The sequence below is a fragment of the Actinomadura sp. NPDC023710 genome (assembly GCF_040639875.1).
Taxonomy (GTDB): domain Bacteria; phylum Actinomycetota; class Actinomycetes; order Streptosporangiales; family Streptosporangiaceae; genus Spirillospora; species Spirillospora citrea.
In genome coordinates this window covers 13,731-36,115 of sequence record NZ_JBFAGB010000043.1, presented here as the reverse complement: position 1 = coordinate 36,115, position 22,385 = coordinate 13,731, and the positions used below count along the sequence as shown (strand labels likewise).

Genomic DNA, 22,385 nt, shown 5'->3' with positions numbered 1-22,385 from the left:
TCCGAACCGGCGAGTACGGTTCTCCACGTAACAGAAGTCGAATTTCGCTATACGAAAGGGCAGGCAGATGGCTGGACTGGAAGGCATCGAGGTCACCGGACCCCTCGGCGAGCGGTACGAGGAGATCCTGACCCCCGAGGCGCTCGGCCTGCTCGCCGCCCTGCAGCGCGAGTTGGGCGCCCGCCGCAAGGAGCTGCTGGAGGCGCGCGCGGAACGCCAGCGCAAGCTGTCCGCGGGCGGGACCCTCGACTTCCTGCCCGAGACCGCCGGCGTCCGCGGCGACGACTCCTGGCGCGTCGCCGCGCCGGCGCCCGGCCTGGAGGACCGCCGCGTCGAGATCACCGGCCCGACCGACCGGAAGATGACGATCAACGCGCTGAACTCGGGCGCCAAGGTGTGGCTGGCCGACTTCGAGGACGCGAACACCCCGCTGTGGAACAACATGGTCGAGGGGCAGCTCAACCTGCGGGACGCCCTCGACCGCACCATCGACTTCACCGACGCCAAGAGCGGCAAGTCCTACGCGCTGAAGGACGACGGGGAGCTCGCGACGGTCGTCGTCCGGCCGCGCGGCTGGCACATGGAGGAGAAGCACCTGCTCGTCGACGGCGAGCCCATGTCCGGGTCGCTGTTCGACTTCGGCCTCTACTTCTTCCACTGCGGCCGCAGGCAGCTGGACAAGGGCAAGGGCCCCTACTTCTACCTGCCGAAGATGGAGAGCCACCTTGAGGCGCGGCTCTGGAACGACGCGTTCAACCTCGCCCAGGACGCCCTGGAGGTCCCGCGCGGCACCATCCGCGCGACCGTGCTGATCGAGACGATCCCGGCCGCGTTCGAGATGGAGGAGATCCTCTACGAGCTGCGCGACCACTCCGCCGGCCTGAACGCGGGCCGCTGGGACTACCTCTTCTCGGTGATCAAGAAGTTCCGGGACCGGGGCACCGACTTCGTGCTCCCCGAGCGCAACGCGATCACGATGACCGCGCCGTTCATGCGGGCCTACACCGAGCTGCTCGTCCGGACGTGCCACAAGCGGGGCGCGCACGCGATCGGCGGCATGGCGGCGTTCATCCCGTCCCGCCGCGACGAGGAGGTCAACCGGGTCGCGCTGGAGAAGGTCCGCGCCGACAAGACCCGCGAGTCCGGCGACGGCTTCGACGGCTCCTGGGTCGCCCACCCCGACCTCGTCCCGGTCTGCCGCGAGGTGTTCGACGGCGTCCTCGGCGACAGGCCGAACCAGCGCGACCGGCTCCGCGAGGACGTGCACGTCTCCGCCGCCGACCTGCTCAACGTCAGGGCCACCCCCGGTGAGATCACCGAGGCGGGCCTGCGCAACAACATCGACGTCGCGCTGCGCTACCTGGCCACCTGGCTGGACGGCGCCGGCGCGGTCGCGATCCACAACCTGATGGAGGACGCGGCCACCGCGGAGATCTCCCGCTCCCAGGTGTGGCAGTGGATCTACAACGGCATCTCCACCGCGGAGGGCCAGAAGATCACCAAGGACTGGGTGGAGCGGCTCCTGGACGAGGAGCTGGGCAAGATCCGCGAAGAGCTGGGCCAGGCGTACAACGAGCCCCGCTACGGCCAGGCCGTGGAGCTCTTCAAGGAGGTCACGCTGGCCGACGAGTACTCCGAGTTCCTCACCACCCCGGCCTACCAGCAGTTCCCGTAGGGAGCCCGGCTCCGGCGGCGTTGTGCGGGCCGTCCGGGAGAGGTGTTCCGGACGGCCCGCAGGGCCTTGCGGCAGGTCGCCGGGCGAGGGATCGTGGAGGGGATGGAGACCATGCTCACGACGCTCGGGCCCCGGCTGGAGGCGCTGCTCGGGACCGACCGGGTGATCACCGATCCGGTGCGGCTGCGCACCTACGAGTGCGACGGCCTCACCAACCACCGGTCCACGCCCGGCGTCGTGGTGCTGCCCGACACCGCCGAGCAGATCGCCGCGATCGTGCGGGAGTGCGCGGCGGCCGGGGTCCCCTACGTCGCGCGCGGATCGGGCACGGGCCTGTCGGGCGGCGCGCTCCCCCGCACGGACGGCGTGCTGATCGTCACCTCCCGGATGAACCGGATCCTGGAGGTCGACGTCCCGGGGCAGCGGGCCGTGGTGGAGCCCGGCGTGATCAACCTGGACGTGACGCGGGCCGTCCGCCCGCACGGGTACTACTTCGCGCCCGACCCGTCCAGCCAGCAGATCTGCTCGGTGGGCGGGAACGTCGCGGAGAACTCGGGCGGCGCCCACTGCCTGAAGTACGGGTTCACCGCCCACCACGTGCTGGCCTGCGAGGTCGTCACGCCCGACGGCGAGCTAGTGGAGCTGACGGCGGACGGGCCCGGCTACGACCTGCTCGGGGTGTTCGTCGGGGCGGAGGGCACGCTCGGCATCGCCACCAAGATCACGGTCCGGCTGACGCGGGTCCCCGAGACCGTGCAGACGCTGCTGGCCGCGTTCGGCTCGATCGAGGCGGGCGGCGCCGCGGTGTCGGCGATCATCGGCGCGGGCGTTCTCCCGGCGGCGATCGAGATGATGGACGCCCTGGCGATCGAGGCGGCCGAGGCGGCGGTGCGCTGCGAGTACCCGCCGGGCGCCGGCGCGGTGCTGATCGTGGAGCTGGACGGCCCGGAGGCCGAGGTCGCCGCCCAGTTCACCGAGGTGGAGCGGATGTGCCGGGACGCGGGCGCCTTCGAGATCCGCATCGCCGCCGACGACGCCCAGCGGGCGCTGATCTGGAAGGGGCGCAAGTCGGCGTTCGCGGCCGTGGGCCGGATCAGCCCGGCCTATCTCGTCCAGGACGGCGTCATCCCCCGGACGGTGCTCCCGGACGTCCTGGCCAGGATCGACGCGCTGTCGGCCAAGTCGGGCGTCCGGGTCGCCAACGTGTTCCACGCGGGGGACGGCAACCTGCATCCGCTGGTGCTGTTCGACGACGCCGAGCCGGGCGCGGAGGAGCGCGCCGAGGAGGTGTCGGGCGCGATCCTCGACCTGTGCATCGAGCACGGCGGCTCCATCACGGGCGAGCACGGGGTCGGCGTCGACAAGGCGCGCTACATGCCGCGCATGTTCACCGACGCCGATCTGGACACGATGCAGATGGTCCGCTGCGGCTTCGATCCCGCGGGGCTGTGCAATCCGGGCAAGGTCTTCCCCACGCCGCGGCTGTGCGGGGAGGTGCCCGGCAAGCGCAAGGGCCCGCACCCGTACGAGGGAAAGGCGGACATCTTCTGATGCGGCCCCTGGACGCCCTGGCGAAGGTCTGCGGCGATGTGCGGCCCGGTGAGCCCGCGGAAGGCGTGCTCGGCGTGGAGCCCGCGCTCGTCGCGGCGCCGAAGGACCTGGCCGAGGCCGCCGACGTCATGCGCGTGGCCGCCGAGAAGGGACTCGCCGTCGTTCCGCGCGGGGCCGAGACCCGGCTGGACTGGGGCGAGCCACCGGAACGCTGCGATCTGCTCATCGACACCCATCGCCTCAACAGGCTCGTCGAGCACACCGCCGGGGACCTCGTCGCCAAGGCGGAGGCCGGGCTCGCGATGGAGGAGCTCACCGGGAAACTGGCGGAACGGGGGCAGCGGCTCGCGCTCGACGTACCACTGCCGGGTTCGACGGTCGGCGGGACGATCGCCACGAGCGCGGCCGGTCCCCTGCGCACGCTCTACGGGACGCCCAGGAACCTGGTCATCGGGCTCACGGTCGTCCGGGCAGACGGCCAGGTCGCGCACTCGGGCGGCAAGGTCGTCAAGAACGTCGCCGGGTACGACCTGGGACGCCTCTTCTGCGGCTCCTACGGAACGCTCGGCCTGATCGTGGACGCCACGTTCCGCCTGCACCCGATCCCGGAGGCGACCGCGTACGTGACGTGCGCCGTTGACGGGCCGGAGGACACGCACGACGCGGTCCAGACCGTCCTCCACTCCCCTGTCGCCCCGAGCGCGGTCGAGTACATCAGCCCAGGGACGGTCGCGGTCTTCCTGGAAGGCGTGCCCGATGGCGTCGCCGCGCGCGCTCGGCAGACCGCAGAGCTCCTCGGCGAGAAGGCCGAGATCTCCGATACCGCACCGGACGGCTGGGGTCTCTACCCGGGCGGCACCACGCTCATCGACATCGGAGCCCCGCCGTCCTCGCTCCGCGACGTCATCACCGTGCTCGGCCCGGACGTCGCCGCCGCCTGGAGCGCCGGCGGGCACGGTCACGTGGGGCTTCCAGCCGGACTCGGCCCGAACGAGGTGGCCGATGTCCTCGGCCGTCTACGGGACGTGCTGAGGAGGCACCGCGGTCACGCCGTCGTCCGCTATGCGCCGCAAGAGGTGCGCGGCGAGATCGACCTGTGGGGGCCGGTTCCGGCGCTGGCACTGATGCGGCGGGTGAAGGACCAGTTCGACCCGGATCACCGGCTGTCCCCGGGCCGTTTCGTGGGAGGGATCTGATGAGCGCCCAAGACGACCTCCCGGACCTGCTCAACGACTGCGTGCACTGCGGGTTCTGCCTTCCGACGTGCCCCACCTACGTGCTGTGGGGCGAGGAGATGGACTCTCCCCGGGGCCGCATCCATCTGATGCAGCAGCACGCGGAAGGCGAGCCGCTCGGCGGCCCGATGGTCGAGCACTTCGACCGCTGCCTGGGATGCATGGCGTGCGTGACGTCCTGCCCGTCCGGTGTTCAGTACGACCGGCTCATCGAGATGACGCGCGCGGACGTCGAACGCGAGCACCCACGCTCCCTGAAAGAACGCGCCCTACGGGAGTTGGTCTTCCAGCTGTTCCCGTACAAGCGGAGGCTCCGAGCCCTGCGAGGGCCCCTCCGCGCCTACCAGAAGTCAGGTCTGGAACGGCTCGTGCGGTTCAGCGGCCTTCTGGAACGCGTTTCACCGTCCCTGGCGGCGATGGAGCGGCTCGCGCCGCCCCTCGGGAAGGCGCCGAGGCTGCCCGAGCGGGTCGCCGCGCGCGGCGAGCGCCGCGCCACGGTCGGGATGCTGACCGGATGCGTCCAGGGCGAGTTCTTCCCGGACGTCAACGCCGCCACGGCCCGGGTGCTGGCGATGGAGGGCTGCGACGTCGTCATCCCCAAGGGCCAGGGGTGCTGCGGCGCGCTGTCCATGCACTCCGGGCGGGAGGAGGAGGCCCGCGCCTTCGCCCGCCGGACGGTCGAGACCTTCGAGTCCGTCGACGTGATCGTGGTGAACTCCGCGGGCTGCGGGTCCGCGATGAAGGAGTACCGGGCACTGCTCGCCGACGACCCGGAATGGTCCGGGCGGGCGGAGGCGCTCTCGGCCAGGACGCGGGACCTGGCCGAGTACCTGGTGGAACTCGGGCCGCGGGCGGAGCGGCGGCCGGTTCCGGTCACGATCGCCTACCACGACGCCTGCCACCTCGCCCACGCGCAGGGCATCCGGAGCCAGCCCCGCGACCTGCTCGCCGCGATCCCCCGGCTGACCGTCCGCGAGATCGCCGAACCGGACATCTGCTGCGGTTCGGCCGGGACCTATAACCTGTTCCAGCCGGAGGCCGCCGGAGAACTCGGCGACCGCAAGGCGGTGAGCGTGGACGCCACCGGAGCCGAACTGCTGGTCGCCGCCAACCCCGGCTGCTCGATGCAGATCGCCACGGCGCTGCGCCGGCGCGGGGCCGCCATCGCGGTCGCGCACACCGCGCAGGTGCTGGACGCATCCCTGCGGGGGCTCGGCCGCGACGCCCTTATCGCACGCGGTTCGTAGCCCGCAGACCGGGGCCGCCGCCGATCCGGCCGTCCGGTATCGTGGCCTGCCCGCCGTGGGCAGGGACACGCCGACCGAGCCGGAGAGGGCCCGAGGGAGCACCGACGACCATGTCCAACAGCCACCAGCCGTACCGCTCGCACCGCCGCAGGAAGAAGAGCCACGCGGGAAGGCTCGGACTCGCCGGCGCACTGACCGGTGCGGTCGGGATCGCGGCGGTGGCCGGAGCGATCGTGGTCCTGCGGCCCGGCACGGGCGACGGCGGGGGTTCCTCGCCGCCCAGCCTCGCCAGCCAGGGCGGCGCGGCGGGCGCGTCCGTGCCCGCTCCGAAGGCCGGCCCGCCGATCGGCTTCACGACCCCGGAGGGCTACGGCTACAGCCTCGCCGCGGTCATGGCGGGGACGTCGCGGCAGCCGCTCGGCGCCACGCAGGCCCCGCCGTCCGGGACGACCTACGCCTACGCCGACTACGTCCTCACCAACAGCCGGCGGCGGCCCGTTCTGCTGGACTTCCCCGCCGACCTGTTCATGCCGAAGTCGCAGATCCCGTCGTCGGCGCAGGAGCGGTGCATGCCGCAGGCGGGCATCCCGGACGACATGTGCACCCTCCCCAACCACAGCAAGATCACTGGCCGGATCGACGGGGCGAAGGCGCCGGTCGAGGACGGCGGCGACACGATGATGCCGGCCGGCGCCTCCTACGTGGTCCGCGTCGCCTCCGACCTCCCGGTCGAGGAGGACCTCTCCGCCGACGACCTGCGCCTGTACGTGTGGAACGCCCGCTTCACCAGCGACCGCAAGGGCGTCCGGCTCGCCTTCCCGTGAGCTTCACCGGCCGGTGAAACCGATGTCCTGATAGGTGGGCTTCAGGAAGCCGCCGGCCCCCACGTTGGCGAGGTCCGCGCGCACTGCGACCAGCTGGGGACGCTGGTACAGCGGCAAGACCGACGCCTGGTGCCAGATGAGCCGGTCGGTTCGGTTCACCAGGGCGTGAGCTCTCTCTGGCGCGATCTCCGCGATCGCCTGGTCCATCGCCGCGTCGATGGCGGCGCTACCGATCCGCGAGTAGTTCTGCTGGACGTTCCGCCCCTGCGGTCGCGCGAACACCGCTTTCATCTGTGAGACGGGGAACGAGGTGCCGAGCCAGGAGAACGGAACGATGTCCATGTTCCCGGGCGTGACGTACCGCTCGAAGACGTCGTCCGCGGGGACGACCTGGATGTCCACTCGGACGCCTATGCGTTCGAGTAGCGCACGCGTCAGTTCTCCTTCCCGCCTGCTGATGGGGACCCCTGACGGCACAACGAACCGCAGTGCGAGCGTGCGTCCTGCCTTGGCGCGGTACCTGCCCCGCGGTCTCCAGCCCGCCTCGTCCAGGAGCCGTCTGGCCCGCGCGGGGTCGTACCCACCGAGCCCGCTGGAATTGTCCTGGTAGCCGGCCTGCGTGTTGACGTAGAAGTGGTTGCCGAGCGTCCGGACCGGTACGCCGAGGCCTGACAGGTCGGACCGTGCGATGACGCGCCGGTCGATGCCGAGCATGACCGCCCGACGCACCCTGGCGTCGGAGAGGATGGGTCCTGCCGCGTTGAGCGTGAAGTTCCGCCAGTCCGGCCCGCCCGCTCTGCGGACGGCGGCGCCCGAAACGCCCTGGACGCGCTGCAGCGCATCGGCGTCGAGGCCGATGTCCATCAGGTCGATCTCGTCGTTGGCGAACGCGCCGGGCATCGCGCTGGTGTCCATGGCGCGGTACACGATCCGGTCGAGCTTGGCCGGCGCGCCCCACCAGGCCGCGTCTCGCACCAGGGTCACCGTCTTGGCCGTCCGGTCGATCCGCTGGAATCTGAACGGTCCGGCCGTGACGGGCACGCGGCCCGTCCAGGCTCGGTTGAACGCGCGCGGGCCGGCGTAGGCGGCAGCCGGATACAGGGGGCTGAACAGGCTGGGCCAGTCCGCGTACGTATGGGCGAACGTCACCTCGACCACATGTTCATCGGCGCCGCGTTCGACTCGCTCGATCTGCTGGTATCCGGTGACGGTCGAGACCTCGTAGCGCGGGTCACGTCCCGACAGGGCACGGGCCTGCGCCAGAAAGTCGGCGTAACCGATGGGCCGGCCGTCGGACCACCTGGCGCGCGGGTTGAGCCTGTAGGTCACGGTCTGGCCGTGCCGGGTCCGCTTCACCGTGGCCGACTCCAGATACTCCGGGACGGGACGCGGGACGGCCTTCTCATCGGCACGCATCAGGTACGGCAGGACGCCCTGGACGACCTGCTCGACCGCACCCTTGGCGCCGTTGACGTGGTTGGTGTTCCACTGGGACGGGAGCTCGGGCAGCGGCCAGCGGAGCGTCCCGCCGTTCACGACGCGGTCGCGCGGAGTCGGGTTCATATCCGCCGCGGGCAGCGCCCCCGGCGCGCTGGACGGCGACGCCTCCGGGGCGCGGCACCCGGCACCGGTCATGAGCACGACCCCGAGGAGGGCGACGGCGAGGACCTGTTTCATCGTTCGGCCGTCGCCGAGACGAGGGGGTGGTGGCAGGCGACGGAGTGGTCCGCCGCCATGGCATGCGGCATTGGGTCGTGGCCTTCGCATCGGAGCCTGTCGTCGGGGGTGAGCGTGGCGTAGTGCTGGCAGCGAGCACGGAAACGGCACTCCAAGAGCCCGGTCATGGGGCCGGATGGGTCACCGTGCAGAAGAAAGGGGCGAGGTCGGTCTCGCTCTGGGCGGGGCGAAGGAATCGCGTCCAGTAGCGCCCGCGTGTAGGGATGGGCTGGAGCCCCGTACACGTCGGCGACCGGCCCGATCTCAACGACGCGGCCCATGTGCATCACGGCGACCCGATCGGCGAAGCCCCGCACCAGCGCGAGGTCGTGGGTGACGAAGAGGCACGCCAGGCCGAGCCGCACCCGGAGCCCTTCCAGCAGGTCCATGACGCCCGCCTGCACGGTGGCGTCCAGTGCGGACACAGGCTCGTCCAAGAGCAGGAGGCGGGGTTCCAAGGCGAGCGCTCTGGCCAGGGCTACGCGCTGCCTTTGCCCGCCGGAGAGCGCATGCGGGAAGCGCCGTGCATGGCCGGGTTCCATACCCACCAGCGCGAGAAGTTCCTCCACACGACCGCCGACCGGCATGCGGTGCGTGATGAGCGGTTCGGCGATGATGTCGGCCACCCGCATACGCGGGTTCAGCGAGGCGTACGGGTCCTGGAACACGACTTGGACGTCCTTGCGCAGGGCCTTGCGGCCGGCGGCGCGTAAGGCGGCCGCGTCCTGGCCCAGGACGGTGACGCGGCCCTCCTGGGGACGGGACAACCGCAGAATCTCCATCAGTGTCGTGGTCTTGCCGGACCCCGACTCCCCCACCAGCGCGAGCGTCTCGCCCTCACGGACGTCGAAGCTCACGCCGTCCAGGGCACGCATCTCCCCGGCCCGCCGCCGCAGAAGCGTCCCTTTGAAGAGGGGGTGGCGATGGACCAGGCCGTCCACTTGTAGGACCACCGGACGCCCAGGCCGAGCACGGGGAACCGGCGCGTCGCCCGCACGCGGCCACGAGCGCAGCAGGCGGCTCGTATGGGGAACCCGGGGTTGGAGGAGGACCTGCTCCACCGTGCCCGTCTCCACCACCCGTCCCTCCCGCATCACCATCACGCGGTCCGCGAAGCCCGCGACGACCCCCAGATCGTGAGTGATCAGCACGATCGCGGCGCCGCTCGCCTCCCGGGCGACGCGCAGAACGTCCAGCACCTGTGCCTGAACGGTGACGTCGAGGGCCGAGGTGGGCTCGTCCGCCACGATCGCGACCGGGTCGTTGGCGATGGCCATGGCGATCATCACGCGCTGCCGCATCCCGCCGGACATCTCGTGCGGATAGGCCCGGGCCCGTCGTGCCGCGTCCGGCATGCCGACGAGTTCGAGCAACTCCACAGCACGCGCGCGCGCCGCCGCACGGCTCACCGCCGAGTGGATCCGGACGGCTTCTGCGATCTGGTCGCCCACCCTGTGGACGGGCGAAAGCGCCGACGACGGATCCTGGAAGACCATCGCCAGGTCCTTGCCGCGCACCCGCGAGAGTTCCGCGTCGCTTCGTCCCAGCAGTTCCCGGCCACGCAACCGGACAGAGCCGGTCACACGCGCTCCCTCTGGCAGCAACCCCATCAGCGCGAGAGCGAGCGCGGTCTTGCCGGCTCCCGACTCGCCGACGATCCCGAGCGCCTCCCCGGCCTCCACCGAGAAGGTCACACCGCGAAGGGCACGCGTGCCCGCCGTGTAACCGACCACCAGGTCGGCGACCCGCAGAACCGTCAACGCCCGGCCTCCGGGTCGAGAGCGTCCCGCAACCCGTCCCCGAGCAGGTTCACCGCGACGACGATCAGCATGAGCAGCCCGGCGGCGAACCCGAACGCCCCCGGACGCGCGGTCGTCCCGCCCTGGCCGTCGGCGATGACCGTGCCGAGGGAGACGTCCGGCGGCCGCGCCCCGAACCCGAGGTAGGACAGCCCGCTCTCGGCGACGATCGCGACGCTCACGTTCAGGCTCGCGTCCACGGCCAGCAGCGACGCCAGCCCGGGCGCCACGTGCCGCATGACCAGCCGCGGCGTGCCCACGCCGAGGAACCGCGCGGCCAGCACGTGATCGCGGTCCCGCAGGGAGAGCGTCGCGGCCCGCACCGCACGGGCGGTGACCATCCACATGAACGCGGCCAGCACCGCCGCGAGCACCGGCCACCCTCCGGCGATCCGGGGCGCCAGGACGATCACGATCAGGAAGGACGGGAGCACCAGGAGCAGATCGACCCCCCACATCAGCAGCCGGTCGACCCGCCCGCCCAGGAACCCGGCCGCGGTACCGACGGCGGCGGAGAGACCGGTCGACAGCAGGGCGGCGCTCAGGCCGACCAGGAGCGAGTGCTGCGCACCGCGCAGGGTGAACGCGAAGACGTCGCGTCCGCTCTGGGTCGTGCCAAGCCAGTGGCCGCCGGACGGCCCCTGCCGGAACGCCGCGAAGTCGGTCTCGTCCCATCCGTACGGCGAGACGAGCGGCCCGACGAAGGCCAGGAGGAACACCAGCACGAGCAGGACCGCCCCGGCCGCCGTGCGACGGCCGGCGGTCACGGCGCGCCTCCCGCGCGGACGCGGGGGTCCAGCGCCGCGGCCAGCGCGTCGGACGCGAGGGAGGCCAGGACGACGGCGCAGGCGGCGAGGCATTCGATGGCGGCGACCGCGTTGACATCGCCGCGGGAGATGGACGCGACGAGCCACTCCCCCAGCCCGTGGCGCCCGAAGGCCGTCTCGGTGAACACCCCGCCGAGGAGCACCAGACCGGACGTGTAGGCGAAGTAGGTCGTCATCGGGACCATCGCGGTCCGCAGCCCGTGCCGCAGCAGCGCGTCGCGCCGCCGGAGCCCCCTGGCCCGCGCGGCCCGCACGTGATCGGCGTGGAGCACGTCCAGCATCAGGCCCCGCTGGTAGCGGGCGTAGAGGGCGAGCTGGCAGAGGGCGATCGTGGCCGTCGGCAGCAGCAGGCGGCGTCCCCGGTCCGCAAGATCCCAGAGCGCGCCGTGGGACGCCCCCGGTGTGGACTCCCCCACCCAGACGAACACACGCATCCCCATGGCGTCGTTGGCTTCACCGGCCATGATCTGTAAGAGCACGGCCAGGACGAACACGGGGACGGCCGGCAGCAGATAGGCGCCGCTGGAGATCAGCCGGTCGGCCGCCCGGCCGCGCCGGACGGCGGCGTAGGCGCCGAGGGCGACCCCCGAGGCGCCCCCCAGGACCGCACCTGGAGCGACCAGGCGCAGGCTCACGCCGAGCCGGCGCCACAGCTCGGCGTTGACCGGCTCGCCGTCCCATGTACGGCCGAAGTCGCCGTGCGCGACGCCCCCGGCCCAGGTGAGGTAGCGCTCGGCCAAGGGCGTCCGGTCATCGAGATTGAGCGCGCCGAGCCGCGCGTCGACGACGGCCTCCGGCGGACGGGGCGCGCGGTCTTCGAGGACGGCCCGCGGATCGAGTGCCGCGGCGGCGAGCAGGTAGCCGAGGCCGGCGGCGAGCACGGCAAGCGCCGCATGGCTCGCCAGCCGCCGGACCACGAACGTCGCCACCGTGTTCCCTTCTCACCACCCGAGGGTCACCGAATGTTATTGAGTGAGTACGGAAAGCGCAGAGGATTGCCAGGACTCATGCCGTGAAGGTCACGCGAGCACCGGTTCGCGGTCGGGCACGGCCTCCCCCTCCGAACGCCTCCGCAGACCGCCGAGGACCACGAGCGCGAAACCGGCGGCGGCCCAGGCGGTCAGGACGGTGAGCGGGCCGGTGTCCCCGGCGCCGTCGAAGAACGCCACCGACCGGAGGAGGGTGGCCGCCGCGCCCGGTGGCAGGTACTGGCCGATCGCGCCCCACGGCTGCGGCAGCAGTTCGGGCGCCGACGTGGCCGCCGACAGAGGATTGCCGAGCAGCAGCAGCGTGAGCGCTCCGAGTCCGAACCCGGCGCGGCCCAGGGCGGCGGCCAAGCCGACCACGGTGCCGGTCACGGCGAGGACGGACAGCGCCATGGCACCTGCGAGCGTGATGTAGGAGCCGGGGAGCAGTGACAGCCAGCCTTGCGCGATCCACGCGATGCCCAGCCCGCCCAGTCCGGCGAAGATCACCGTGCCGGCGGTGCGCCAGGCGAGGGACGGGATGGCGAACGTCAGCAGCACCGCGGCCGCGAGCCCGGACATGGTCAGCGGGAGCGCGAGAGCGCCGAAACCGGCCCCGCGGGGATCGTCGGAGTCCGCGGCGACCACGTCCTGGACGGGCGGGGGCGCCGGGGCGCCCCCCGGCTCGAGACGCGTCGCCATGGCGGCGAGTTGCTGGGCGACCAGCGGCGAGGCGGCCGAAGCGGTGAGCACCTTCGGGCCGGACGGCGACGTCACGACGGCGCCGTACGCCTCGCGATTCGCGATCGCGGCGCGCGCGGCGGCCTCGTCCGGACGGGTCCGGACGTCGAAGGCCCCCGGCCGCCCGCGGTCGAGCAGGTCGGCGACGACGGCGGCCTGCGGGCCGGTCACGACGATCGGGACGTCACGCGGCGCCGTCCGCGCGGCGGGCCACGAGAAGGCGACGATCATGATGAGCTGCAGCAACGCGACACCGACGGCCACGCCGACGGTGCGCGCGACGGGCGATGGCCGCACGGTCTCCTCCAAAAACGAATGTCCGTTCTCTTTGGCGCCGTAGCCTTGCACCCTCTCCGGAGCTTGTCAAGAAATGAACGTTCGTTTTAGATTGGCACCATGCCGAGAGTCAGCGAGGAGCACCTGGAGCGCCGCCGCCGCCAGATCCTGGAAGCGGCGCGCACCTGCTTCATCCGCAAGGGCATCCACGCGACGTCCATGCAGGACATCTTCACCGAGGCCGGACTCTCCGCCGGTGCCGTCTACCGGTACTTCAAGAGCAAGAACGAGATCATCGAGGCGAACATCGCGACCGTGATCGGCGACCTGCGCACGTTCTTCACCGCGCTCGCCGACGGCGACCCGCTGCTCCCGGTCGACGAGGTCGTCGAGCGGCTCGCCTCCCACGTCGTCACCCTGTCCGGCGAGAACGGCCCGCTCCGGCTCGCGCCCCAGGCCTGGGCCCTCGCCATGCACGATCCCGAGATCGCCGCGTACGTCGCCGACAACGTCACCGACCTGCGGGACACCTGGACCCTCTACATCCGGCGGCTGGTCGACGCGGGTCTGCTTCCCGCCGAGACCGACGTCGTGGCCGCCGGAAAGACGCTGTTCGCCCTCTTCCCCGGATTCCTCATCCAGCGCCTGCTGCTCAAGGACTTCGGCCCCGAGGACATGAGGCGCGGGCTGAAGGCGCTGACACGCGAAAGCATGTTGACCTTGACGGCCTGACCCGCGCCCGCCTCCGGCCCACCTCGCCGGGCGGCGTGGCCACGAGAGGGCGCTGACCTGCGCCTTTCGTTTATTTCGCCCGATTTCGCGGCTACCATCACGGCACGCCCGCATGCACCTCGCCCGGGGAGTTCTCCGCCGAACCGGTCGAGCGGTGTCCTGAGGCGGACGCGATTTGGACTGCAGGACAGGGAGCTGCGCGTTTTAACATTCCATTACTTTTGGGCGGGGAGTGTGCATGGGGACGGAAGAGCACGACCGCGGAGCGGGGCGCGTGGGCGCCCTCCTCGCGCTGACCGCGGTCGTGTCCGTCGCCGCGTCACTGACCATCGGCGCCCGCGTGCCGTCCGAACTGCGGATGGTGTGGTGGCATCCGGAGATCCTGGTCGCCCTGGCCTGGACGCCCGCAGGCGCCGTCCTCCTGCGGCACCGCCCGGGGCTGACGGTCGCCTGGCTCATGGTCGGCGCGGGTTTCAGTGCCTCGCTGTACGTGCTGTCACTCAACCTCGGCCCCTGGTTGGAACTCCACCACCGGCCCGGAGCCGGGTTCGTCCAGTGGCTCGCCGTCTGGCTGTGGGCCGTTGACACCTACGCCCTGACACTCGTGCTGCCGTTGATCTTCCCGGACGGCCGGCTGGTGTCGCGGTGGTTCCGGCCCGCCCTCGCGCTCGCCTGCCTCGTCCCGGTCGTCGTCTGCGCGCACCTGACGATCGACCCGGACGTGCGCCGCTGGCACAACGGGGTCTCGGTGTACCCGTTCGAGACGATCCCGCTCCCGATCAGCGCGGTCATCGTCACCGCCCTGGCGGCGGGCCTGTTCTCGGTGGCCGTGCGGTTCGTGCAGGCGCCGCCGGATGTCCGGCGGCAGATCGCCTGGGTGGTCTATCCGGGCATCCTCGCCGAGGCGATCATCTTCGCCGGCGAGAACAGCCCGATCGGCGACCCGCTGCGCGACCTCACCATCGTCGCCGTCCCCATCTGCATCGCGATCGCGATCACCCGCTACCGGCTGTACGACATCGACCTCGTGGTCAGCCGGACGCTGGTGTACGCGGGCCTCGTCGTCGTCATCACCGGCGTGTACTTCGCGCTCGTCGGCAGCGCGAGCCTGCTGGCGCACGGCCGGGGCACCCTCGCCGGGCTCGCCGGCGCGATCGTCGCAGGCGCGGTGTTCGAACCCGTCCGGCGGCGGCTGCAGCGCACGGTGGACGGGTTCATCCACGGTGAACGCGATCCGTACCGGATCGCCGACCGGCTGAACCGGCGGCTGCAGACCGCCGCGAACCCGGGCGCCGCGCTCGCCGTCGCCGCCGAGGTGGCGCGTTCGGCCCTGCACGCGACCGGCGTCACAATCGAGGTGCTGGACCGCGACGGCCGGACGGTCTCGGCGGAGGACGGAGTGCTCGGCGAGCGCCCGCAGCTCATCCCGCTGGTGTGGCACGGCGAGCCGGTGGGGCGCCTGCTGTTCGGCGTCACCCGCACCCCGGACGCCCGCCTGTCGAACGTCCTCGCCCGCAACCTCGCCGAACTGGCGAACGCGGCGCGGCTCTCCGCGGACGTCCAGCGCTCCCGGGAGCACATCCTGCGCACGCGGGAGGAGGAGCGGCGGCGGCTGCGCCGCGACCTGCACGACGGGCTCGGGCCGACGCTGGCCAGCCTCGCCATGACGGTGGACGCCGCGCGCATCACGCTGAGGACCGACCCGGAGGCGGTCGACGGGCTGCTGGAGGAGCTGCGCAGCACCATGGGGCGCACCATCGGCGACATCAGGGAGCTCGTGTACGGCCTGCGGCCGCCCGCCCTGGACGACCTCGGGCTGGAGGGCGCGATCCAGGCGCTCGGCGGCGTCGTCGCCGCCGGGGACGGCCCGCGGGTGGACGTGCGCGTCGAGGGCGATCTGAAGGGCCTGCCTGCCGCCGCCGAGGTCGCGGCGTACCGGATCGTCCAGGAGGCGCTGACGAACGTCCACCGGCACGCCGAGGCCGGCTGCGCCGAGGTGCGGCTGCATCTGAACGGTGATCTGCACGTGACCGTCGACGACGACGGTGTGGGACTGCCCGACCAGGTGCGTTCCGGCATCGGCATGTCCTCCATGCGCGAGCGTGCGGCCGAGCTGGGCGGGTCCTGCACGGTGGGGCCCGGCCCCAAGGGCGGGACCCTGGTCCGCGCCAGGCTGCCGGTCAACGGCGTCTCCCCCTGAGACGCCGCCCTCCCCGGTGGGAGGGCCGGTGACCGCCCCCCGCCAAGAAGGTCGCCACCGGCCCTCGGGCTCCGTACGGGCCCGGGGCTCCCATCCCGGTCCATACGGGCCATTCACCAGAGGGTGTGCAAGAGAGAAGTTATGCGGTGGAAGGTCCCGCCGGAGAGGGACAGTTGTCCCGTCTGTGCCGGGACCGCCCCGGGACCGGCGCACGCCCAGGTAAGACGGACGGTCCGCTAGACCCAGCCGGGCCGCGTCTCGCCCTCGGCCACCAGGACGGCCGGCCCCCTCAGGAAACTGGTCTCGCCGTCCAGGACGACGGTCACCCTGCCGCCGGGGACGTCCACGGTCCATTCGGCGCCGTCGGCCGTGCCGCGAGCCGCCGCGGCGGCCACCGCGACGGTACCGGTGCCGCACGACCGGGTCTCGCCGGAGCCGCGCTCGTACACCCGCATCTCGACGTGCCGCTCCCCCACGCTGCGGTAGAACTCGACGTTCACCCCCGCGGGGAAGACCGCCGGGTCGAAGTCCGGGGCGTGCGACAGGTCCAGGGCGGCGACCGGCTCGGTGACGCGGCACGCCAGGTGGGGATTGCCGACGCTGACCCGCTCGCCCGCGAAGCTCGCGCCCGCCAGGGACGCCTCCCCCGGGCCGAGAAGCTCCGGCAGGCCCATCTCCACGCTGACGTCCCCGGACGGGCCGAGCGTCACGCGGCGCAGGCCCGCGCGGGTGGCCAGGTCCCACTCCCCGGGCGGGGCCAGGCCCGCGTCGACCAGGTAGCGGGCGAAGACGCGCACCCCGTTGCCGCACATCTCGGCGATGCCGCCGTCGGCGTTGCGGTAGTCCATGAACCACTCGGCGTCGGCGTCGAACTCGGTGGCCTTCGTCCGGACCGCGCGCAGGACGCCGTCGGCGCCGATGCCCGCCCGCCGGTCGCAGAGCCGCGCGACGGCCTCCGGGGTGAGGTCCAGGACACCGTCCGGATCGGGGAGGATCACGAAGTCGTTCTCGGTGCCGTGCCCTTTGACGAACCGCATGCCCCCGATCATATGGGGCCCGGCGTCCCCAGGCTCACCAGGGCGAGAGCGCGATCGACCAGGTCCGGGGCATCGTGGGGCAGCCATCGCACGCGCGGGTCGCGGCGGAACCACGACTCCTGGCGGCGGGCGAAACGCCGCGTCGTCCGGACGGTGTCCTCCCTGGCCTGCTCCTCCGTCCACTCCCCCGCGAGGAACCGCAGCACCTGCGCGTACCCGAGGGCGCGCCCGGCGGTCAGGCCGTCCCGCAGGCCCCGCTTCTCCAGCTCCCGGACCTCGTCGACCAGGCCCGCCTCCCACATCCGGTCCACCCGCAGGGCGATGCGCTCGTCCAGCACCTCGCGGGGCACGCTCAGCCCGATCTGCACGACGTGGTCGTAGCGGTACCGGTGCTCGGGCAGGGTCGCGGTGAACGGGCGGCCCGAGATCTCGATGACCTCCAGGGCGCGCACGATCCGGCGGCCGTTGCTCGGCAGGATCGCCTCCGCCGCCGCGGGGTCCAGGCCGCGCAGCCGGTCGTGCAGCGGGCCGGGGCCGACCCGCGCCAGCTCCTCCTCCAGGCGCCCCCGGACGGCCGGGTCCGTCCCCGGGAACTCCAGGCGGTCGAGCGCGGCGCGCACGTACAGCCCGGACCCGCCGACCAGCACCGGCAGCCGTCCCCGGCCCCTGATCCCGGCGATGGCGTCGGCGCTGAGCCGCTGGTACTCGGCGACGCTCGCGGCGACCGTCACGTCCCAGACGTCCAGCAGATGGTGCGGGACCCCGCGCATCTCGGCCGCGGACAGTTTCGCGGTGCCGATGTCCATGCCGCGGTACAGCTGCATCGAGTCGGCGTTGACCGCCTCGCCGGCCAGCCGGAGGGCCAGCTCGACGGCGAGGTCGGACTTGCCGGCCGCCGTGGCGCCGACGACCGCGATCACATGCGGGGCATTGGGTGAGGTCACGGGATTGATTGTGGCAACAGAACGGGTATGGCCGGAATGAACGGGTGCCGCGCCGTGCCCGCGGCGCCGAACGAGCCGAGGGATCCGGGGGGATTCGATGTCCATCGTCGACAAGGTCAAGCAGATGCTCGGGCAGCACTCCGACAAGGCCAAGCAAGGCGTCGAGAAGGCCGGGGACATGTTCGACCAGCGCACCGGGGGCAAGCACGCCGACAAGGTCGACCGGGTCCAGGACCAGGCCGGAAGCTACATCGACCGCGAGAGCGGCCGGCCCGGCGGCGCAGGCGGCCAGGCCGAGGGACCGGGCGGCCAGCCCGGCGGCGCGGGAGGCCAGCCCGGCGGGACGGGCGGCCCGCCGTCCTAGGCGGGCCCGCCGGCCCGTGACCAGCTCGCCACGAGGTAGCCGACACCGTACGGCGCCTCGTCGGCGAGGAGTTCGGCCGTGAGTGCCGCGGCGCCGCCGCCCTGAGCGGCCGCGCCTGCGAGTACCTGCCATGCCGCGCGCCCGGCGGCCTGGACGTCCCGGGAGAGCCCCGGATCCAGGCCGGCCAGGGCACAGGCGTCGGCCCGCCCGAGCGCGCCGGCCACGCCCTCGTCGTAGGGGGCCGCGCGCTCGTCGAGGTGGCCGGGGGGCTTCTCCGAGCGGCGGGCCGACCCGTCCCCCATCACCAGAAGCGCGACCCGCTCGGCCGACACGGCGAGTTCCCGTCCCAGCGTCAGGCAGCGCTCAGGCGGGTCGTCGAAAGCGACGGCCTGGTAGCGCGCCCCTGTACCGAGCCCCTGCCGCTCCAGCAGCCAGAAACCCATGGTGAGTGAGAGCGGCAGCGCCTCGGCGGCGCCCCTGACGTCGCCGGGGATCGTCCAGTCGAGACCGTACGGGCGGAGCGTCGCGTAGGCGTCCTCCCTGTACTCGCGGGTCTCCGGCCCGCCCCCGACAACGACCAGGGCGTCGTTCCCCTCCAGGCGGCGGACGGCCCGGTCACAGGCCGCCCGGAGCGCGTCCAGTTCCGGCGCCGCCTCCCCCGCCGTCTCCGGGACGAGGAGAGGCGGATGCGGGCACACCGCCGCCGATACGAGCACGCTGCCTCCTTGAGGGCGGGCCGGCCGAAGCGGCAGGCCCGATCATGCGGGGTTCAGGGGCAGGTCGAGCAGCCCGGCGCGGCCGCGGCGGGCTGGGCCGGGCGCCCGATCGACGGCATGCCCAGCGACACGCCCCGGGCTTCGCCGTCCCCGCCCTGCCGGGCCTCCCACGCGTCGCCCGCGCGCGTCCGGCGGACGCCCAGTGCGGGCTTGTCGGCGACCAGGTGGTGCGGCGCGGCGTAGGTGATCTCGACGGTGACCATGTCGCCGGGGCGGACCGGCTCCTGCGGCACGCCGAAGTGGACCAGGCGGTTGTCGGGCGCCCGGCCCGAGAGCCGGCGCGTCGCCTCGTCCTTGCGGCCCTCGCCCTCGGCGACGAGCACCTCCAGCGTCCGGCCGAGCTGCCGGCGGTTCTCCGCCCAGGAGATCTCCTCCTGGAGCGCGATGAGCCGCTCGTACCGCTCCTGGACGACCTCCTTCGGCAGCTGGCCGTCCATGGTCGCCGCCGGGGTGCCCGGGCGTTTGGAGTACTGGAACGTGAACGCCGACGCGAACCGGGCCTCCCGCACCACGTGCAGGGTCTCCTCGAAGTCGGCCTCGGTCTCGCCGGGGAAGCCGACGATGATGTCGGTGGTGATCGCCGCGTCCGGGATCGCGGCCCGGACCTTCTCGATGATGCCGAGGTAGCGCGCCTGCCGGTACGACCGGCGCATCGCGCGCAGCACCGCGTCCGACCCGGACTGCAGCGGCATGTGCAGGGAGGGCATCACGTTCGGCGTCTCAGCCATCGCGGCGATCACGTCGTCGGTGAAGTCCTTGGGGTGCGGCGAGGTGAACCGGACCCGCTCCAGGCCCTCGACGCCGCCGCAGGCCCGCAGCAGCCCCGCGAACGCCGACTGCCCGTCCCCGGTCATCGCGCGGACCTCCTCCGGCGCGCCGGACAGGGCGCCGAAGCCCGAGCCGTAGGCGTTGACGTTCTGCCCGAGCAGCGTGATCTCCAGGGCGCCCTCGGCGACCAGCGCCTCGACCTCGGCGAGGATCTCCCCCGGCCGGCGGTCGCGCTCCTTGCCGCGCAGGGACGGGACGATGCAGAACGTGCAGGTGTTGTTGCACCCCACGGAGATCGACACCCAGGCGGCGTAGGGCGACTCGCGGCGCGTCGGCAGCGTCGAGGGGAAGGTCACCAGGGACTCTTCGATCTCGACCTGCGCCTCGCTCCGGACGCGTGCGCGTTCGAGCAGCGCGGGCAGCGACCCGATGTTGTGCGTGCCGAACACCACGTCCACCCAGGGGGCGCGCTTGACGATGGTGTCGCGGTCCTTCTGGGCCAGGCAGCCGCCGACGGCGATCTGCATGCCGGGATGGCCGTCCTTGACGGGCCGCAGATGGCCGAGGTTGCCGTAGAGGCGGTTGTCGGCGTTCTCCCGCACCGCGCAGGTGTTGAACACCACGATGTCGGGCTCGGCCTCCACCGCGCGGACGTACCCGGCCGACTCCAGCAGCCCCGACAGCCGCTCGGAGTCATGGACGTTCATCTGGCACCCGTAGGTACGGATCTCGTACGTACGGGGAGCCGTCTCCATTGGCGCACTCATGACAGTCATCCAGGTTACGGGCCCGGCGTGACATGGCGGAACGGGCGGCGCACCCCGCCACCGCCTTTTATGATCACTCTCCGCCACGACCGAACCCCGTCCGACGTGGGTATTCGTGATCGTATCGGTACCGCCCGGCAACTCGGTCAGTACCGGCGATGACATAAAGTCCGTGCCCATGACGGACAGCGAAAGCGAGCCCGAGATCACCGAGACCGGGCCGGAGGACTCCACCCCGGAGCCGGCCGCCGCAGGTGACCGGCCGCTCGTCGTAGTCGAGCACGTCAACAAGCACTTCGGCGAGCTGCACGTCCTCAAGGACATCAACCTCACCGTGAACTCCGGCGAGGTGGTCGTCGTCATCGGCCCGTCCGGCGGCGGGAAGTCGACCCTGTGCCGGTCGATCAACCGGCTGGAGCCGATCGACGACGGCACGATCCTCGTGGACGGCAAGGAGCTGCCCAAAGAGGGCAAGGATCTGGCGAAGCTCCGCGCCGACGTGGGCATGGTGTTCCAGTCGTTCAACCTGTTCGCCCACAAGACGATCCTCGAGAACGTCATGCTCGGGCCGGTGAAGGTCCGCAGGCAGGGCAAGCAGGAGTCGCAGAAGCACGCGATGGAACTGCTCGACCGGGTCGGCATCGCCAACCAGGCGCACAAGTACCCCGCGCAGCTGTCCGGCGGGCAGCAGCAGCGCGCGGCGATCGCGCGCTCCCTCGCGATGCGGCCCAAGGTGATGCTCTTCGACGAGCCCACGTCGGCGCTGGACCCGGAGATGGTCAACGAGGTCCTGGACGTCATGACGGGGCTGGCCCGCGAGGGCATGACGATGATCGTCGTCACGCACGAGATGGGCTTCGCCCGCCGGGCCGCGCAGAAGGTCGTGTTCATGGCGGACGGCCAGATCGTCGAGGAGAACACCCCCGACGAGTTCTTCACCAACGCGCGGACCGAGCGCGCGAAGGACTTCCTTTCCAAGATCCTCACGCACTGAGCCGCGGGGCTCCGGCAGAGAGCAGAGGTAGGACGAGAATGCGAGTACGTCGTTTCGGCGCCCTCATCGGGGCGGGGATGGCGCTGTCGCTGGCGCTCAGCGCGTGCGGCAGTGACACCGAGAAGACCGAGGCCAAGACGGTCGTCCAGAAGGCCAAGGACGACAAGAAGCTGACCATCGGCATCAAGTTCGACCAGCCGGCGCTCGGGCTGAAGAAGCCCGACGGCAGCTTCGACGGTTTCGACGTCGACGTCGCCAAGTACATCGCCAAGTCGCTCGGCGTCCCCGAGAACGGCATCACGTTCAAGGAGACGACCTCCGCCAACCGCGAGTCGTTCCTCGGCGGCGGGCAGGTCGACCTCGTGGTCGCCACCTACTCCATCACCGACGCGCGCAAGTCGCAGGTGACCTTCGGCGGGCCGTACTACGTCGCCCACCAGGACACGATGGTCAAGGCCGACAACGGCAGCATCAAGAAGGCCACCGACCTCAAGGGCAAGAAGCTCTGCAAGGCGGCCGGGTCCAACTCCTTCCGCCGCATCACCGAGGGCCCGCCGGACGGCAAGCTGAACATCAAGGGCGTCACGCTCGTGGACGCCTCCAGCTACTCCGAGTGCGTGAGCAAGCTGAAGTCCGGCGCCCTGGACGCGGTCAGCACCGACGACCTGATCCTGGCCGGCTTCGCCAACCAGCAGAAGGGCGCCTTCAAGGTCATCAACGACCCCTTCACCGACGAGAAGTACGGCGTCGGCCTCAAGAAGGGCGACACCGAGACCTGCGAGGCCGTCAACAAGGCCGTCAGCCAGATGTACTCCGACGGCACGGCCAAGACCCTGCTGGAGAAGCACTTCGCGGGCACCGGGCTCAAGCTCGTCACGACCGCCCCGCAGATGGAAGGCTGCGCCTGACCCAGGGCCTCGACTGACGCCCGTCACGCCGGCGCGTCC

Annotated in this window: 19 protein-coding genes; 10 read left to right on the top strand and 9 right to left on the bottom strand. The window is 72.0% G+C overall.

The genetic code is table 11. The features are described 5' to 3' along the window. The first annotated feature begins 67 nt into the window (after window positions 1-67). From aceB to AB0H37_RS36455, 5 genes are all read left to right on the top strand, one after another. Complete coding sequence (aceB, locus tag AB0H37_RS36475) at window positions 68-1,675, top strand: malate synthase A (protein WP_179833544.1); 1,608 nt, start codon at window positions 68-70, stop codon at window positions 1,673-1,675. A gap of 102 nt (window positions 1,676-1,777) precedes the next feature. Beyond that, the gene (locus AB0H37_RS36470) at window positions 1,778-3,226 is read left to right on the top strand and encodes an FAD-linked oxidase C-terminal domain-containing protein (protein WP_360617217.1); all 1,449 of its coding nucleotides are present in this window, start codon (window positions 1,778-1,780) and stop codon (window positions 3,224-3,226) included. Further along, a complete protein-coding gene (locus AB0H37_RS36465) occupies window positions 3,226-4,422 on the top strand; it encodes an FAD-binding oxidoreductase (RefSeq protein WP_360617215.1) in 1,197 nt (398 codons plus the stop codon). Before AB0H37_RS36470 ends, AB0H37_RS36465 begins: the two co-directional genes overlap by 1 nt. Continuing rightward, window positions 4,422-5,708 carry a heterodisulfide reductase-related iron-sulfur binding cluster gene (locus AB0H37_RS36460; protein WP_329093677.1) on the top strand — a complete coding sequence of 429 codons (1,287 nt, stop codon included), beginning with the start codon at window positions 4,422-4,424 and terminating at the stop codon, window positions 5,706-5,708. The genes AB0H37_RS36465 and AB0H37_RS36460 overlap by 1 nt, the downstream gene beginning before the upstream one ends. Window positions 5,709-5,818: 110 nt before the next feature. Next, window positions 5,819-6,532, top strand: a complete 714-nt coding sequence (locus AB0H37_RS36455) for a hypothetical protein (protein WP_360617213.1) — start codon at window positions 5,819-5,821, stop codon at window positions 6,530-6,532. Window positions 6,533-6,535: 3 nt separating this feature from the next. Here the strand turns inward: AB0H37_RS36455 and AB0H37_RS36450 are convergent, their stop codons facing one another. The 5 genes from AB0H37_RS36450 to AB0H37_RS36430 form a co-directional block, all read right to left on the bottom strand. Beyond that, entirely contained in the window at window positions 6,536-8,209 is a 1,674-nt protein-coding gene (locus tag AB0H37_RS36450) for an ABC transporter family substrate-binding protein (RefSeq protein WP_360617212.1), read from the bottom strand. Then, complete coding sequence (locus AB0H37_RS36445) at window positions 8,206-10,008, bottom strand: ABC transporter ATP-binding protein (protein ID WP_360617211.1); 1,803 nt, start codon at window positions 10,006-10,008, stop codon at window positions 8,206-8,208. Before AB0H37_RS36445 ends, AB0H37_RS36450 begins: the two co-directional genes overlap by 4 nt. Continuing rightward, the gene (locus AB0H37_RS36440; RefSeq protein WP_360617209.1) at window positions 10,005-10,814 is read right to left on the bottom strand and encodes an ABC transporter permease; all 810 of its coding nucleotides are present in this window, start codon (window positions 10,812-10,814) and stop codon (window positions 10,005-10,007) included. The genes AB0H37_RS36445 and AB0H37_RS36440 overlap by 4 nt, the downstream gene beginning before the upstream one ends. After that, window positions 10,811-11,803 carry an ABC transporter permease gene (locus AB0H37_RS36435; RefSeq protein ID WP_360617208.1) on the bottom strand — a complete coding sequence of 331 codons (993 nt, stop codon included), beginning with the start codon at window positions 11,801-11,803 and terminating at the stop codon, window positions 10,811-10,813. Before AB0H37_RS36435 ends, AB0H37_RS36440 begins: the two co-directional genes overlap by 4 nt. 90 nt (window positions 11,804-11,893) lie before the next feature. Then, the gene (locus tag AB0H37_RS36430; RefSeq protein ID WP_360617207.1) at window positions 11,894-12,877 is read right to left on the bottom strand and encodes a hypothetical protein; all 984 of its coding nucleotides are present in this window, start codon (window positions 12,875-12,877) and stop codon (window positions 11,894-11,896) included. A 99-nt stretch (window positions 12,878-12,976) separates the two neighbouring features. Between AB0H37_RS36430 and AB0H37_RS36425 the strand changes: the two genes are divergently transcribed. Both AB0H37_RS36425 and AB0H37_RS36420 read left to right on the top strand, forming a co-directional pair. Further along, a complete protein-coding gene (locus AB0H37_RS36425; RefSeq protein ID WP_360617206.1) occupies window positions 12,977-13,588 on the top strand; it encodes a TetR/AcrR family transcriptional regulator in 612 nt (203 codons plus the stop codon). 238 nt (window positions 13,589-13,826) lie between these two features. Next, complete coding sequence (locus AB0H37_RS36420) at window positions 13,827-15,788, top strand: histidine kinase (RefSeq protein ID WP_360617204.1); 1,962 nt, start codon at window positions 13,827-13,829, stop codon at window positions 15,786-15,788. 236 nt (window positions 15,789-16,024) lie between these two features. Here AB0H37_RS36420 and dapF read toward each other — a convergent pair whose 3' ends face one another. Then, entirely contained in the window at window positions 16,025-16,825 is an 801-nt protein-coding gene (gene dapF / locus AB0H37_RS36415) for a diaminopimelate epimerase (protein ID WP_360617203.1), read from the bottom strand. Window positions 16,826-16,833: 8 nt separating this feature from the next. Further along, window positions 16,834-17,745, bottom strand: a complete 912-nt coding sequence (gene miaA, locus AB0H37_RS36410; RefSeq protein WP_329098339.1) for a tRNA (adenosine(37)-N6)-dimethylallyltransferase MiaA — start codon at window positions 17,743-17,745, stop codon at window positions 16,834-16,836. 121 nt (window positions 17,746-17,866) lie between these two features. Between miaA and AB0H37_RS36405 the strand changes: the two genes are divergently transcribed. Then, window positions 17,867-18,133 (top strand): antitoxin, encoded by a 267-nt coding sequence (locus AB0H37_RS36405; protein WP_329093697.1) that lies wholly within the window; start codon window positions 17,867-17,869, stop codon window positions 18,131-18,133. On the opposite strand, the gene AB0H37_RS36400 is transcribed toward AB0H37_RS36405, so the two are convergent. Next, entirely contained in the window at window positions 18,130-18,849 is a 720-nt protein-coding gene (locus AB0H37_RS36400) for a hypothetical protein (RefSeq protein WP_360617201.1), read from the bottom strand. The two genes, AB0H37_RS36405 and AB0H37_RS36400, sit on opposite strands and share 4 nt — an antisense overlap. Window positions 18,850-18,902: 53 nt before the next feature. Further along, window positions 18,903-20,444: a tRNA (N6-isopentenyl adenosine(37)-C2)-methylthiotransferase MiaB gene (gene miaB, locus AB0H37_RS36395; RefSeq protein ID WP_218935045.1), complete on the bottom strand. Its 1,542-nt coding sequence runs from the start codon at window positions 20,442-20,444 to the stop codon at window positions 18,903-18,905. A 178-nt stretch (window positions 20,445-20,622) separates the two neighbouring features. Between miaB and AB0H37_RS36390 the strand changes: the two genes are divergently transcribed. After that, a complete protein-coding gene (locus tag AB0H37_RS36390; protein ID WP_179833530.1) occupies window positions 20,623-21,438 on the top strand; it encodes an amino acid ABC transporter ATP-binding protein in 816 nt (271 codons plus the stop codon). Window positions 21,439-21,476: 38 nt separating this feature from the next. Then, window positions 21,477-22,346, top strand: coding sequence for a glutamate ABC transporter substrate-binding protein (locus AB0H37_RS36385; protein ID WP_360617199.1), 870 nt, complete (start codon window positions 21,477-21,479; stop codon window positions 22,344-22,346). Window positions 22,347-22,385: the final 39 nt, after the last annotated feature.

What these genes read in the sequence shown, in the direction of transcription:
- aceB (WP_179833544.1), top strand. Translation starts at nt 68, where the DNA reads ATGGCTGGACTGGAAGGCATCGAGGTCACCGGACCCCTCGGCGAGCGG.
- AB0H37_RS36470 (WP_360617217.1), top strand. Translation starts at nt 1,778, where the DNA reads ATGGAGACCATGCTCACGACGCTCGGGCCCCGGCTGGAGGCGCTGCTC.
- AB0H37_RS36465 (WP_360617215.1), top strand. Translation starts at nt 3,226, where the DNA reads ATGCGGCCCCTGGACGCCCTGGCGAAGGTCTGCGGCGATGTGCGGCCC.
- AB0H37_RS36460 (WP_329093677.1), top strand. Translation starts at nt 4,422, where the DNA reads ATGAGCGCCCAAGACGACCTCCCGGACCTGCTCAACGACTGCGTGCAC.
- AB0H37_RS36455 (WP_360617213.1), top strand. Translation starts at nt 5,819, where the DNA reads ATGTCCAACAGCCACCAGCCGTACCGCTCGCACCGCCGCAGGAAGAAG.
- AB0H37_RS36450 (WP_360617212.1), bottom strand. Translation starts at nt 8,209, where the DNA reads ATGAAACAGGTCCTCGCCGTCGCCCTCCTCGGGGTCGTGCTCATGACC.
- AB0H37_RS36425 (WP_360617206.1), top strand. Translation starts at nt 12,977, where the DNA reads ATGCCGAGAGTCAGCGAGGAGCACCTGGAGCGCCGCCGCCGCCAGATC.
- AB0H37_RS36420 (WP_360617204.1), top strand. Translation starts at nt 13,827, where the DNA reads ATGGGGACGGAAGAGCACGACCGCGGAGCGGGGCGCGTGGGCGCCCTC.
- dapF (WP_360617203.1), bottom strand. Translation starts at nt 16,825, where the DNA reads ATGCGGTTCGTCAAAGGGCACGGCACCGAGAACGACTTCGTGATCCTC.
- AB0H37_RS36405 (WP_329093697.1), top strand. Translation starts at nt 17,867, where the DNA reads ATGTCCATCGTCGACAAGGTCAAGCAGATGCTCGGGCAGCACTCCGAC.
- miaB (WP_218935045.1), bottom strand. Translation starts at nt 20,444, where the DNA reads ATGAGTGCGCCAATGGAGACGGCTCCCCGTACGTACGAGATCCGTACC.
- AB0H37_RS36390 (WP_179833530.1), top strand. Translation starts at nt 20,623, where the DNA reads ATGACGGACAGCGAAAGCGAGCCCGAGATCACCGAGACCGGGCCGGAG.
- AB0H37_RS36385 (WP_360617199.1), top strand. Translation starts at nt 21,477, where the DNA reads ATGCGAGTACGTCGTTTCGGCGCCCTCATCGGGGCGGGGATGGCGCTG.